Source organism: Betaproteobacteria bacterium, assembly GCA_016709965.1.
Classification (GTDB): domain Bacteria; phylum Pseudomonadota; class Gammaproteobacteria; order Burkholderiales; family Rhodocyclaceae; genus Azonexus; species Azonexus amarohabitans.
Map to the genome: position 1 here is coordinate 125,570 of JADJLT010000001.1, position 13,532 is coordinate 139,101.

Genomic DNA, 13,532 nt, shown 5'->3' on the forward strand with positions numbered 1-13,532 from the left:
GTTCATACGGGATAATGATCGAATGAATATCTGATGGAGCGTCATACATGAACCGCTGGGATGGTCTCGATGAATTTGTTGCCGTTGCGGAATGTGGAAGTTTTTCCCGGGCGGCAGAAAGTTTGCGTGTTTCGTCGTCGCATGTGAGTCGGCAAGTTGCCTCGCTCGAAGAGCGCCTGCAAGCCCGCCTGCTTTATCGGACGACCCGACGGGTTTCATTGACCGAAGCAGGGCAGACGTTTTTTGCGAAATGCCAGCGACTGATTGAAGAACGCGACGAAGCCTTCTTGACCATGGGTGACCTGCAAAGCGCACCAACAGGCTTGTTACGCATGACGGCGGCAGTAGCTTATGGCGAGCGTTTTATCGTGCCATTAGTAAATGAATTCATGGCTCAATATCCAATACTTAAAGTAGATATTGAACTTACCAACCGCGCGGTTGATATGGTCCATGAAGGTTTCGACCTGGCCATACGCCTTGGCCGACTCAATGAATCCAGCCTGGTCGCAACACGCATTGCGCCGCGAGCCATGTATCTATGTGCTGCGCCCTCATACCTTCGGCGCTACGGGCGTCCGCATACCCTGTCGGAGCTCGGGCAACATAACTGCCTGATCGGCACCAGTGATGTCTGGCTGTTCCAGCAAGGTGATCGCGAGGTTCAGTTCAGGCCGAGTGGCAACTGGCGTTGCAACAGCGGTCCGGCGGTACTGGACGCAACGATGCGTGGTTTCGGTATCAGCCAGCTGCCGGACTATTACGTACTTGATCAATTGAAAAAAGGAGCGCTGGTGTGTTGACGCTCGTTGAAAACTGACCAGAAAAGCGAGGTTGTGCGCGCTGAAAATTGACCAGGGTGATTAACTAGTCCGCTCATTTTTTGAGCAGGATTTTAGGAGATGATCACCATGAAGGATCTGGGAAGGATTCGGCGGTTGTTTTACCGGGATGGCGTGTCGCTATCCGAGATTTCGAGGAAGACGGGGTATAGCCGGAACACCGTCAAGCGTTGGTTACGGACGCCGGAAGGCACGGAGCCGAAGTACGAACGGGAGAACCCGAACGTCAAGATTGCGCCCTATGCGGCGCGACTCATCAAGGCGCTGGAAACGGATGCTCGGCGCCCGAAACGGGATCGGCGTACGGCGCTGAAACTCTTTGGTGAATTGCAGGCGGCCGGATTTACGGGCACCTACTGCCGGGTCACTGAGTTCATCCGGCGCTGGCGTTCCGATGGTGGCGCGGCGGTCAGCAAAGCCTTCGTTCCGCTCCACTTTGAATTAGGCGAAGCCTTCCAGTTCGACTGGAGCGAAGAGCATTTGGTGATCGGTGGTGTCTGGCGCAAGATTCTCGCCTCGCATCTGAAGTTCTGTGCCAGTCGGGCCTTTGTGGTTCAGGCCTACCCGACGCAAGGCCACGAAATGCTGTTTGATGCCCATACCCGTTCGTTTGCGGCCTTGGGCGGCATTCCTCGGCGCGGCATCTACGACAATATGAAGACGGCCGTGGATAAGGTGCAGAAGGGCAAGTCCCGTATCGTCAATGCCCGCTTCTCGGCCATGGCCTCCCACTACCTGTTCGACCCGGATTTCTGCAATGTCGCCAGCGGCTGGGAGAAAGGCGTTGTCGAGAAGAATGTCCAGGATAGCCGGCTGCGGCTCTGGCAGGATGCCGGCAAGGAACGCTTCAGCTCTTTCACCGAACTGAACGTCTGGCTGCTCGAACGCTGCCGTAGCCTGTGGCAGGAATTGCGCCATCCTGAGTACGCGGATCTGACGGTGGCCGAGATGCTGGAACACGAGCAACCGAGCCTGATGCCAATGGTGGCGCCCTTCGATGGGTATGTTGAAACCCTGGGCAAAGTCTCCAGCACCTGCCTAGTCACGCTGGATCGTAATCGCTATTCGGTGCCGTGCGAGTTGGTCGGCCAGGTCGTTAGCCTGCGTCTCTATCCGGAGCGGATTGATATGGTGGCGCACGATCTGCGCATGGCCAGCCATCCACGTAGTTTCACCCGGCAACAAACGCTCTACGACTGGCAGCACTACATTCCGCTGATTGAACGCAAGCCGGGTGCCTTGAGAAATGGCGCGCCATTTGCCGACATGCCGGAAGCTTTGCAGCGCCTGCGCAGTTTGTTGCTGCGTCGAGAAGGTGGTGATCGGGTGATGGCCAAGGTCCTGTCAGCGATTGCGCAGTTCGGTCTGGAGTCTGTGCTGGTGGCGGTCGATCTGGTTCTGGAATCAGGCTTGCCCAGTGCCGAGCACGTCGAGAACATGCTCAATCGACTGAAGTCTGGACCCATGCCACCACCGGTGGAGACCCCGCTGACGATCAGCGAAGCACCGATCGCCGATACGGGTCGCTACGACCAGCTGCGCGTGGAGGTGAGCGACCATGCGTGAGCTGATGAGTGAGTTCAAGGAGCTGCGCCTGCACGGCATGGCTGGTGCCTGGGAAGAGCTATCGGCCAACGGTGGCGCCGGCATCGACACTTCTCGCTGGTTGATCGAGCATCTGCTGCAGGCCGAACATACTGACCGGGTCATGCGCTCGATTGGCTACCAGATGCATGCGGCCCGCTTCCCTGTACATCGGGATCTAGCGGGATTCGACTTCGATCAATCGAAGGTAGATCAGAAACTGATTCGGCAACTGGCCGACCTGTCCTTTACCGAGGAAGCGCAGAACGTGGTGTTCATCGGTGGCACGGGAACCGGCAAGACGCACCTGGCCACGGCACTGGGTGTTTCGGGGATTGGGCACCATAACAAGCGGGTTCGGTTCTTCTCGACGGTGGATCTGGCCAATGCCCTGGAACAAGAGAAGGCGGCCGGCAAAGCTGGCCGGATTGCCTTGGGACTGCTGCGCATGGATCTGGTGATTCTCGATGAGCTGGGCTATCTGCCGTTCAGCCAGGCTGGTGGTGCCTTGCTGTTTCACTTGCTGTCGAAGCTCTACGAGCACACCAGCGTGATGATCACGACCAACCTGACCTTTGCCGAATGGCCGAGCGTCTTCGGCGATGCCAAGATGACGACGGCGCTGCTCGACCGGCTGACGCATCACTGCCACATCGTAGAAACGGGGAATGAGTCATTTCGCTTCCGGCACAGCACGGCGACCGCCAAGTCGAGGATCAAGGCAAGGGAGCAGAGCAAGCGGGGAAATCCACCCGAGGAGGACGCATTCTGATCAGGGCCGCGTTGGGAAATCCGTTCCGGACTTCGTCCTCCACGGCTTTCCCAACGCATTCATCGTGGCTCGGAAATCGGTTGTTCTGAGCTACACTTATCCACAAGCCAACCTATGTCAGGTGGCTATCACACCTGGTCAAAATTCAACGAGCACAGGTGGTCAAAATTAAACGCGCGCCGACAGTCATGTAGTTATTTCTCCGTGAGTTGTTGAGGTTCCCGCGCTTGCCATGCAGGAATGGCGCCTATCACCATGTTATCGATGCCATCAACAAGGTCTGTTCGCCAACGCACAGACCCGTTATCTGCTAGCGAGCAACATTTGCCACAGAGGCGTGATACGGACAGCTGAAGCAAACACCGCCGTATCCCTCTCCCTCCAACCATTACAGGAATCAGGAAAAAAATGACCACAGAAACCAGCGCCATACCAGCAACGACCGAAACTTCGAAGGAAGCGGTTATCCGTGATTTCAAGCGAATTCTGGACAAGGCAGACCATCTGCTCAAGGATGCCGGACATTCCGTCGCCGAAGAGTTTTCGGCAAGCCGCCACGCCATGTCCGAGAAGGCTTGTAGTGCCGCCAATGCTACGCATGAATATGTACGCGGCAACCCTTGGAAAATTGCCGGCATCGCAGCGGCGGTCGGCGTATTCATTGGTGCCTTGATCAGCCGTCGTTGATACCACGACAAAGGGCTGCTTGCCGTCGCTGACATGCCATCAGTTGCGGTGGTATTAGAAGCGGGCTCGTAACGACCACATCGGTTATGCACGCCACCAGTCTGCCCCCTTATCACGAACTTTTGGACAATCGGCTGCTGGCCGGATAGCGGCGGTCAGTCTCGCGGAGCACGATGCCTCGCGAGACTTTTTATTTACGCGAAGGCATTTAATTGCCAACCGACTCACCGGGACATTGGCTGAAGATTTGGCAACCAATGCTTCAGGGAGATAGTGCTGCGATGCCTGCGATCTTAAATGGCCAGTTCAACCAGCGTTGCAGAATAGAGGAGGGTGGGGGGCCACGCACATCCCTTCATCGGCTCAAGCCGTCAGTGTCTGGCTAGTCCGCCATCGGCCGGTGTAACCGTCTCGACTTGGCCTGAGATAGCTTGACGTTCGGTACCGGCGTCGGGCGTCGGGCGTTGCCTTGGCCTTGAGTTTTTGTCGACAAAAAAGCCGGCAATTAGCCGGCTTCAATGAAAGAGCGGTCGCCCGATTACTTTGCTTCAGCTTCGCATTTTTTCATGAAAGAGTTCTTGGCAGCACCGACCAAAGGCTTTCCATTTTTGCTGACTGCTTTTGCTGCACAGCCAGATGGTCCTGCCGCTTTGCTGCCACCTTCGCACTTTTTGATGGAAGAGGCTTTGGCGGCGCCGGTCAGTGGCTTGCCATTCTTGCCAACAGCTTTTGTTTCGCAGTCAGATGCAGCGGGAGTTGCTGCAGGTGCCGCAGCTTCAGTTTTTACTACTGGAGCGACCGGTTTTGCAGCCACAGGCTGGGCCGGTGCCACAACGGCAGGTTTGACTGGCATTGCCGGTTGGGCGGGCGTTTGGGCATAAGCGAAGCTGACAGCAAACAAGCCAGCGACCAAACCAGAAATCATCTTGTTCATATTTCCACCATCTCTTTCTATGAAAGGCAGATTGCCTTCAGCAATAAACGTGGCGGCAGCAAATCAGTTGACGCCACTTGTGAGGTAAAAACTATAGCCATGCATGATGACGAATAAGCATCTATTGCAGCAGCCCCAGCATTTTAGGGCGCCTTCCAGATTCAACGTACCAAGTTGATGCCTGCCTGTGCCGCTTGCTACGGTCAACCGGAAAAAATGGCCAAAAATTAAATCCGGTCCGGCCGCATGTATGCGCTTTCCAAAGAACAAATCAGCTTGTCGCTGCAGTTGGCTTTTGCCATCCAAACCAGGCTACCGCCATGGCCACCAATTGAACGTAGGCAATGGCCATGACGGATGCCAGCCAGGCACCCTGTTCATAAGCAATGCCGACCACCCAGCTACCAACCGCCCCGCCAGCGTAATAACTCATGTAATACAGCCCGGTGGCCAGCGAACGGCCTTCGCTGACGCAGTCGCCAATGAAGCTGATGGTGACCGACTGGCAGATGAAGACACCGCAGGAGCAGATGATCAAGCCGAGAATGACGGCCGGTAGCGAGGGCAGGAGCGTTAGCAGCAAGCCGGTTATTGACATGAGCAGGGCGTACATCAGGGATTTCCGAAATCCAAGGCGGACCACGTGCCGCCCGATCAGCGGTGTAACGACTACGCCGACCAAATAGACACAAAAGACATTGGCCAGCCCGGCCGTAGTGAGGCTGAACGGCGGCTGGGCAAGATGCAGATTGACGTAAGTAAAGGTACCGACCAGCGAGTACAGTACGCAAAAGCCGACACCGCTGGCCGCCAACAGGCGCGGGTGGGAAAGGTGCCGGCGCAGCATCTGGAAAGCGCCGTTGAAATTGCGGTTGGCCACGAAGTGGCGTGAAGCCGGCAAGGTCCGGATGGCGACCAAGGCACCCAGCAGATTCATGAGAGCCAGGGTGACGAAAGCGCCGCGCCAGCCAATGAGATGGCCAACGTGGCCGGTAATGAAACGCCCCGAAAAACCACCCATGACGGTGCCACCGACGTAGGCAGCGGTCATCCGGGCAGCACCGATGACGCGGAATTCCTCGGCAATGTAGGCAATCAACACCACCGCAATACCAGGAATAGCAAGCCCCTGCATGAAGCGCATCAGCAGGATCGTACCGAGGCTATCGGCCAGCGATATCAACGCCGTCGGCAATGTCAGCAACAACAGCGATGTGCCGATGATGACCTTACGCCCATAGGCGTCGGACAGCATGCCGATGAATGGCGAAACCAGCGCTACAGCCAGCACCGTCGCCCCGACCGTGGCGCCGGCCTGAGCAGGCGAGGCGTTGAAATCGTGCATGACTAGCGGCACCAGCGCCTGCATCGAATACACGTTGAGAAAGGCAAAGAAACCGAGTATCCAGACCAGTAGCCGGGAAGCATTGCCGTGCTCGTCGACGAGAAAGTTGCGCAATTGATGGAAAAACACGAAAAGACGCCGATTGCTTTGTCGGTGGAAGGATGGATAAGCTAACTCAAGCACCAATATTTGGCGAGTGAGCGGCTGACGTCATCGCAAGGGAGAGCGCAGGCAATTGCTAATAAGTTGGCGAAGTAGCATTTTCGCGAGACTACGCACAGCTTCGGCCAACCTTCACAAAACGCATAATTTGTATTATGTAAACTAATATCCAACAAGAAAAAACCAGGATCAATTAAGATCCTCCTCCTTTAGCTGAGGCAAATGCATCACGTTGATTCCCTCGTCACGTAAAGCCTCGCACTCATCCACTGTCGCCTCACCGCGAATTGGCCGCTCAGGGGCTTCGTTGTAGTGAATCTTTCGAGCCTCTTCAGCGAACGATGGGCCGACGTCTTCGCTTTGATTAACAATGGCTTCGACGAGCTGACGATAAATTGCCATCGCCTGCGCACCGACAGGCATCAGTGCCGTGCTGCCGGATGCTGTTGACGGAGTCGGCGCCCTATCTACTGGTTCGGTGTGATGCCCTGAAATAGCGACAGCAGATGGAATGCGTCGGACGCTGTGGCTATCACACTGTGGACAACAGATCAGATCGTCTTCAAGTTGGGTATCGAATGCCACCGCATTCTGAAACCAGCCTTCAAATCGATGATTGTTGTCGCAGCTAAGGTCGTAAATGATCATTTGTTCAATCGTGGTGCCCGGGACGGGGGTCGAACCCGTACACTCAATGAGCGAGAGATTTTAAGTCTCTTGTGTCTACCAATTTCACCACCCGGGCGGATTTTTCGATTATATCGTTGCAGTGCCCCGATATGAAAAAAGGGAAAGCGACCCGCGCTTTCCCTTTTCTCTATTTTGGAGCGGCAGAAGAGTCTCGAACTCTCGACCTATACCTTGGCAAGGTATCGCTCTACCAACTGAGCTACTGCCGCAAAACCTTTGGAGGCGCGAGCCGGAGTCGAACCGACCTACACGGATTTGCAATCCTCCTGTTCCGCTTGGAAGCCTTGGAACGAGCGGCATTCTATCGGATGAGATGGGATGTGTAAACCCTGCGGATGATTAATCCGGCTCATTGCGGGTAGTCCGATGCATATTTTTGTGCTGCGCCCTACTCTGCTCAAACCTCAAAATTCACCGCGTAAATGCGCAGCCTCGACGGCAATGTATAGCCGGGCCTCAGCAACGTCGGTATGCGTTTTCACGGCATAACGATCAGGGTGTTTGATCAGTTGGTTGATCGCTACATCCAGCAACTTGCTTTGCACGCGAACGGGTAATCGATCCAGGCGGCCGGCGCATCGCGGGCAGATCGCAAAGGAGAAGGTCACGCCCGCGTCATCACGAAATGCCAGCAGGCGGCCAGCGGTGTGCATCGGCAGGCGGCATTGTGGGCAGGGCGATGACATCACCAGAGAATGATTTTGATGTTGGGAGGTGGCCTCTTATTCGCTGATCCCTGGCAGCGCCCCTGAGAGGCCGGCCAAGCACTGTAACGATGCTTGGCAGGGGAAATCCAATTGGCTGGAGAGGTGGCCAATTGGACCGGGACAACTACTTAGAAGAAACCGCAGGCCCGATGATCTGGCCGCGTTTCACACCGACCAGAACAAGCGCATCCTGCCGGCTACAGGTAATCTTGTCGCCGGGCTTCCTAGGTTTACCCTCGCACATCACCGGACGGGTAATGAGCACGTCAGTGGGCGTGAGGTCAGGCTTCCATTCTTTCTCCCAGTAGGCCATCACATTTCCTCCCAATCAAGATGAGTGATGCCAGTAAACTTCATCCATGCCTCTGGATGAATGACGGCGATGTCGCAGTCAATTAGCATACGAGCAGCAAAGAAGCCCTTTTTAAAGTCGTTCGCTTCGTAGGGGTTGATTTCCAGAACAGGGGCGCCCCACATTGTGATAACACAATCATCCCAAGGCCCGGCAACCATGGTGTCATCTGGGCAAGCGTTCGAAACGAATGCCGGCCAATCAAGGAAGCGGCCGCCCTCTGGACCGGACTTCCAGGCACTCAAGGCATCGGTGCCAAAGGGATAAAGATTGGTTCCGCTATTTCTCATTACAAAGCGAACAATTGGGTGGGTGATGTAACCGAATTTGTCGTCATTCCCGTTAATAGCTGCATTGCATTCGGCGGTAAGAACGGACTTTTGATCGGGCCCACCTGTCGAAGCGGCGACGCCAACGGTATTCACAATCCCCTTTGGCTGACCGTTCAGGCCGGTGCCAGCAATGGCGGCGGAATCGACCAAACCACCGACTATCGATAACATGTGTTGCTGAAGCAGCGCATCGGCTACGTTTCCTTGCTTGGCCAACAGCCGAGAGAACTTGGTCAAGGCCCCGCCTGTTTTGGGGGATAGCGTTACCTGACTAATTTCGGGATCGGACTGCGTAAGACTGCCGCCCTCCCCATTGACCCAGTAAGTCACAATTTTTTTCGAGATTCTGGGAATGATGATGTTGCCCTGCCCTACTCGGCTAACATCACCCGAAACGACGGAGGCGCCAGCCTTTATTACGGTCGACCATGGTTTCATCATGTCATTGATAGGCGATACGGTAGTGCCAACCAGGTTTCCGCCTGCGGTAGAGCTGCCAGCCGACATATCACGCATAAGCGATTCAATATGAATAGTCGGATCACAGAGCAATTCAATCGGCAATGCGGCCCGTTGTGGGTCATAGCCACGGCCGGTCGCTCGACCAATTTCCACCAAAAACTCACGTTCATAGCCATCAAGGCGCAAGCCGTCGTCACACATGGCCGCCAACACTCGTGAGATAGAAAAAGTTCGGGAGCTGCGCTGATTGCGCTCGTTTTGGACTAACGCGCCCGCTTCGCTGTAGCGCTTGAAAACTGTGGCCATTTGATTAACCCATGCTGATTGAACATGGCCACATGTTTTCAGTTTAGGGCGGCATTCATTCCGGAAACGATTTCCGCACGATGTTCCGCCATTGACGCTTGCCCAGATCCATGGTCGCGCCGGAATCTGCAGCGAAGAACAAGGCGGCCAGGACTGGATCGGCATCCGCGGGCGGCTGGCTGGAACAGCGCCATATCGGCCAATCGTTTTTCATGAAATCCTTGACGATGGCGGCCAGCTGAGAGGCTGGAAAATCCCCCTGCAGCTCTTTGCAGGACACGCCCAGCCAGTGGTCTCGCTCGGCTATGGCTGAGCGCGAAGCGGTCGGCAGGCGCAAGAACATAGCCAGGCGCTCCGGGTCTTTGCCATCACGCCACCAGGCAGAGAACGCGCTAATGATCCAGGCTTCGGCGGCCTCGTTGATTTCCTTTTTCGTGGCTATCTGCCGGGCCAATGTCATGGGGTCATTCATCTTCGCCTTCCCCTTCACCCTCCTTGAGCAGCGCGGTGATATCGCCAGCTTGGCCTGCTCCCACTTGGAGCGCCTTGTGAAGCCACCCGATGATGATTTCGGCGCCGGCGTTTTCTGGCATATCAGACAAGGCATGCCAGGTGGCCGGTAGCTGATCAATCAACGCGTCGAATAGTTCGAGGAACTCAGACGCGGCGCCGGCTTCAAATTCGGCGTTTTCTTTCGCGTTGGCGAGGTCGGCGCGCAGCGCCTGTGACTCCATCATCGATTTGCCGAGCGCGGCCTCGATGTCGGTAATGCGAGCCCGGTATCCGGCTAGCTCAGCGACGAGTGGTTGCAGCACCTTGGCCCGCAAGCGGGCAGGATCGCCAGTTCGCAGCAAGTCGGCCACCGCCTTGCACGGATCGAAGCGGCCGTCGGCGCCGACTGTCAAGCGGCCGGCGTTCACCCACTCGGTTACGGCTTGGCGGCTGCAGCCCATCATCCGGGCGAACTGGGCACGCGTGACGCGGATTCCGGCCAGCATTTGCTCGTTGCTTGACAGCAGCGAGGCGGTCGATGGAATTCCAGCCAAGTCTTTGGTCAGGTCAAAATCAAGGTCATTTGCCATGTTGTCGGCCTATCCGTTCACTATGTTTGTCCAAGACCTACACCAGAAAAAACGAGGTGCGAATTACCCGCACGGCTTGAAGCCAGGGAGGACCCGCGATTCATAATTGCTTCAGCACACTTGAAACCGGGCGAACGGATCGCAACGCCGCGCTAAAAGCTCTCTCGAACTCTTGATCGAAGATCCGTTGTGCGTGGCGTTCAGCGATACCGAAAAAATCAAACCGCTTTCTATATGCAGGTTGATTCACGCGGATAAGAAGCGGCTTTAGTGAAGAGACCCTGCTTCCACGGCCCTGCTTCACACGAGCCCATATCCCAAACGGCAATGCCGGGTTGTTTTTAGGCATGCCGACAAACACTTCGCCATACCGACCGGAAGCACGAAGCTTTTGAGCAATTAGAGCAATCTGCTTAACGCCCAGGTTGCCAGCGGCATTTAGCGTGCTTCCCTTGCCAGGAACCCAATACCCATGGGTCTTTGCGTCGTACCCTAATCTCTTTTCAAAACGCTTCTGACCGCGGCGGCCGCCGACGATGTTGGGCGATAGATACTCAGCTTGCCGATCCTTGATGAACAGTTTTGATTCAAGGCTTTGCTTGGTGGCTGGCACTGTGCCAAATGCCCGCACTGAAAAGGCAGTCGGCTTATCAAATGATTTCCTTACTGCATCCTCCATGATCGGAACGAGTCGCTTCGTTGTTCTAGTCAGGGCTACAGCCGTCGCATAAGCAACCTGCTTTTGAACATCACCAACCCAGCGGCGCGTATCGTAGAGATTTGTCTTTATCCTAATCTTAGACACAGCTTGCGCGGCCTTTGCTGCCTCCGCTCGCATAGCCCCTGTTTGATCATCCGCCAACTGCAAAGCCAGAGTGAAATAGTCGATAGCTGATATCAAGTCTTGGAACAACGCACCTCTACCTGCGAAGGCACGCACACTCAACGCACGGGAAAACGACAGTACTCTCGAACCAGCGAGAAGAAGACCAGGAATCATGAATCATCCTTCGCCAATTGATTGATCAACTCTCGGTGGTAAGCAACATACCCTGACCAGCGCACCGGCCTGAAGCAATTCACGCTCTACCGGATGGATGTAGTAATGCAGCATTTTTGGGCTGCTGAATACGGTGTTTCCGTACTCACGGTGCCAATCTTTGATTGACAAAAAATCAAGTGGAGAAACGTCATTCATTTTCATATCCTCGCTAAAACGCTCAAGGCTTGGCGGCGCTTGGAACGTTTTAGTAGGATATGGATTCGGCCATTAACCCTTAAACAAAGTAAAAATATTTACTTTGCAGGAACGTGTAATTGATATCCGATGTTGCTCAAAATTTCCAAAGAAGCAATTCTTTGGCTTTCTTGGTCTCCTTGAATTGCGCCAGCCGCTAGCAATAGATCAACACAGTTTTGATTAAACGCATTCTGATCGGCAACGAGATCATCGAATAATCTCTTTATAGTCCTATCGTCTGGCGGGTCGCTGAACGTATTGCCAAGGGCGCGCAAGGAATCTTTGTAGGCGGCTCCGCTTTTCAGGTGAGCAATGACCACATTTCTTTGTGGTGATCCCATTCTGAATTCGCGGGCCTTGAATTGGGTATTCTGACGCTTCTGACGTTTGAGCAGCTTTCGGCCTTCTGTCGTATCAATAAGCCTCGCTAATGCCATCGATGCCACCAGCGCATCATCTAAGCTGATAGCCGCACTATTGCCACTAGCGACCGCAAATTTTACTGCGCCGATAAAGCAAGAAATGTATTTCTCGCCATCACCATTTTTCAGAAGCTCAGCTGCTTCAAGTATTGAAAGTCCCACTTTGCGCTCCTTCTGCGCCCTTCAAAAGGTGCCAACCCCAGGCGGTGAAGGTATCCGCCGTTCGCCTGGCCGGGCTAGGGGTTGGCGTGCTCTTAAATCTGGTTATCCGACGCGTCCAGCACTCTGCTTGAACGTTCGATTTACTACCTTTCCATCAGATCCACTAGCGATTAAATGCATGGTTTCTAGGTAGCCAGAAGCGAACGCTCGAGCAATCGCTAAAATTTGATCAACATTATTTGGGCGCGGCTTCAAAGTTATTAGATTTCCTTCTCTAATTGGCGATTCTTGTTCCATGTAAGGCAAGTTCATATCCCGTAGAAAACCGGCGCCCTTGCCGGCAGAAACCTGATACACCCGATTTTCACTCTTGCTGGACGCTATGACGCAGACCACATCGGCATCACCGGACTCTAGCTGCTTTAACGCCCTTGTAACTGCTCGAGGAATGGCCGGCTCTGACGCACGGACTTTCCGTGATGTTTTGGGGTTGGCCTTATTGACCAATGTCAGATGGTTCATGTCTTCCTCCCTCACGCAAAAACGCTGTTGATCGTATTGGCGCGACCTTTGATGCAAAGATGGCTGTAGCGGCGCGTCATGGTCAATGAACGGTGCCCAGCATGTTCGGCAATGGCGAGGATATCGACGCCAGCTTGTGCAAGCCTTGAGCAGCTCGTATGCCGCAACGTGTGGAAGGTCACACCGATTAGCCCAGCCATCCTGCAAGCCTCGGTAAATCCATGCCGGAAGTCGTGCGGAACATGCAGATGCTTGCCGACAAATACCAGGCTGTTATCGAAAGTTTTTACGCGATGCATGCGTTTGAACTCCTGGACGAGATCCGGGGTAATCGGTGAAACGTGCGAATCGCCGTTTTTGGTGCGCGCGACGGTGACGTGCGGGTCGTCGCTATCCAGTTTCACATCACCCCAGGTCAGGCCCAGCAGCGCCCCTCGCCGCAAGCCAGTGACGATCGCTAGACGAATCAATAGCGGCAACAGTACCCATTCCTGCAGCCGGGCGGCATCCATAAGGCGCTGCTCTTCGTCTGGCGACAGGAAACGCACCTTGCCGGGGTTTTCTTTATGCTGGGGGATATCTTTGAATGGTGAATTCCAGCCGCGCGGCAATAGGCGTTTTTGCCGGGCAAAGCGGATGGCTGATTGCATGGCCATCCGATAGCGGTTCACGGTGGGGCCGGAACGCATCTGGCCTTTGCTGTTCGGCTTAGTTTCCAGCTCGGCCAGCGCGGCGTCGACGTCATCCGGCGACAATTCGGCCAGAGGTTGATTGCCGAAACGCTCAGTCCAGAAAGCCAGGCGCGTTTTCAGCATGGGGTCGTGCACCGGAGTTAACGACAAAAAGACAGAGGCGATTTCCGCTACTGTCTTTGGGGTTTGGTACTCAGTTTTCATGATGGGCATCCTAAAATCCGCTGCGGATTAATA

Annotated in this window: 17 protein-coding genes and 2 tRNA genes; 4 read left to right on the plus strand and 15 right to left on the minus strand. The window is 54.9% G+C overall.

Annotated features, from left to right (window positions below):
- The first annotated feature begins 47 nt into the window (after positions 1-47).
- From IPJ12_00635 to IPJ12_00650, 4 genes are all read left to right on the plus strand, one after another.
- Positions 48-803 (plus strand): LysR family transcriptional regulator, encoded by a 756-nt coding sequence (locus IPJ12_00635; GenBank protein MBK7645719.1) that lies wholly within the window; start codon positions 48-50, stop codon positions 801-803.
- 108 nt (positions 804-911) lie between these two features.
- Positions 912-2,408 (plus strand): IS21 family transposase, encoded by a 1,497-nt coding sequence (locus IPJ12_00640; GenBank protein ID MBK7645720.1) that lies wholly within the window; start codon positions 912-914, stop codon positions 2,406-2,408.
- A complete protein-coding gene (locus IPJ12_00645) occupies positions 2,401-3,198 on the plus strand; it encodes an ATP-binding protein (protein MBK7645721.1) in 798 nt (265 codons plus the stop codon). The genes IPJ12_00640 and IPJ12_00645 overlap by 8 nt, the downstream gene beginning before the upstream one ends.
- Positions 3,199-3,606: 408 nt before the next feature.
- A complete protein-coding gene (locus IPJ12_00650; protein ID MBK7645722.1) occupies positions 3,607-3,885 on the plus strand; it encodes a DUF883 family protein in 279 nt (92 codons plus the stop codon).
- A 538-nt stretch (positions 3,886-4,423) separates the two neighbouring features.
- On the opposite strand, the gene IPJ12_00655 is transcribed toward IPJ12_00650, so the two are convergent.
- From IPJ12_00655 to IPJ12_00725, 15 genes are all read right to left on the minus strand, one after another.
- The gene (locus IPJ12_00655; GenBank protein ID MBK7645723.1) at positions 4,424-4,819 is read right to left on the minus strand and encodes a hypothetical protein; all 396 of its coding nucleotides are present in this window, start codon (positions 4,817-4,819) and stop codon (positions 4,424-4,426) included.
- Positions 4,820-5,090: 271 nt separating this feature from the next.
- Complete coding sequence (locus IPJ12_00660; protein MBK7645724.1) at positions 5,091-6,188, minus strand: MFS transporter; 1,098 nt, start codon at positions 6,186-6,188, stop codon at positions 5,091-5,093.
- 327 nt (positions 6,189-6,515) lie between these two features.
- Entirely contained in the window at positions 6,516-6,974 is a 459-nt protein-coding gene (locus IPJ12_00665; GenBank protein ID MBK7645725.1) for a DUF1178 family protein, read from the minus strand.
- A gap of 11 nt (positions 6,975-6,985) precedes the next feature.
- A tRNA-Leu gene (locus tag IPJ12_00670) sits at positions 6,986-7,071 on the minus strand.
- 78 nt (positions 7,072-7,149) lie between these two features.
- Positions 7,150-7,225: transfer RNA gene (locus IPJ12_00675), tRNA-Gly, on the minus strand.
- A 195-nt stretch (positions 7,226-7,420) separates the two neighbouring features.
- The gene (locus IPJ12_00680) at positions 7,421-7,669 is read right to left on the minus strand and encodes a hypothetical protein (protein MBK7645726.1); all 249 of its coding nucleotides are present in this window, start codon (positions 7,667-7,669) and stop codon (positions 7,421-7,423) included.
- Between the two features lie 178 nt (positions 7,670-7,847).
- On the minus strand, positions 7,848-8,036 hold the full coding sequence (locus IPJ12_00685) for a hypothetical protein (protein MBK7645727.1): 189 nt from the start codon (positions 8,034-8,036) through the stop codon (positions 7,848-7,850).
- Complete coding sequence (locus IPJ12_00690; protein ID MBK7645728.1) at positions 8,036-9,175, minus strand: phage major capsid protein; 1,140 nt, start codon at positions 9,173-9,175, stop codon at positions 8,036-8,038. The genes IPJ12_00685 and IPJ12_00690 overlap by 1 nt, the downstream gene beginning before the upstream one ends.
- Before the next feature lie 55 nt (positions 9,176-9,230).
- Positions 9,231-9,647: a hypothetical protein gene (locus IPJ12_00695; GenBank protein ID MBK7645729.1), complete on the minus strand. Its 417-nt coding sequence runs from the start codon at positions 9,645-9,647 to the stop codon at positions 9,231-9,233.
- Positions 9,640-10,257, minus strand: a complete 618-nt coding sequence (locus tag IPJ12_00700) for a hypothetical protein (protein MBK7645730.1) — start codon at positions 10,255-10,257, stop codon at positions 9,640-9,642. Before IPJ12_00700 ends, IPJ12_00695 begins: the two co-directional genes overlap by 8 nt.
- Before the next feature lie 100 nt (positions 10,258-10,357).
- Positions 10,358-11,257 carry a hypothetical protein gene (locus tag IPJ12_00705; GenBank protein MBK7645731.1) on the minus strand — a complete coding sequence of 300 codons (900 nt, stop codon included), beginning with the start codon at positions 11,255-11,257 and terminating at the stop codon, positions 10,358-10,360.
- 3 nt (positions 11,258-11,260) lie between these two features.
- Positions 11,261-11,455, minus strand: coding sequence for a hypothetical protein (locus IPJ12_00710; protein ID MBK7645732.1), 195 nt, complete (start codon positions 11,453-11,455; stop codon positions 11,261-11,263).
- Positions 11,456-11,553: 98 nt separating this feature from the next.
- Positions 11,554-12,081, minus strand: a complete 528-nt coding sequence (locus IPJ12_00715) for a hypothetical protein (protein ID MBK7645733.1) — start codon at positions 12,079-12,081, stop codon at positions 11,554-11,556.
- Positions 12,082-12,183: 102 nt separating this feature from the next.
- The gene (locus IPJ12_00720; protein MBK7645734.1) at positions 12,184-12,603 is read right to left on the minus strand and encodes a hypothetical protein; all 420 of its coding nucleotides are present in this window, start codon (positions 12,601-12,603) and stop codon (positions 12,184-12,186) included.
- A gap of 11 nt (positions 12,604-12,614) precedes the next feature.
- The gene (locus tag IPJ12_00725) at positions 12,615-13,418 is read right to left on the minus strand and encodes a site-specific integrase (protein ID MBK7645735.1); all 804 of its coding nucleotides are present in this window, start codon (positions 13,416-13,418) and stop codon (positions 12,615-12,617) included.
- Positions 13,419-13,532 lie beyond the last annotated feature (114 nt).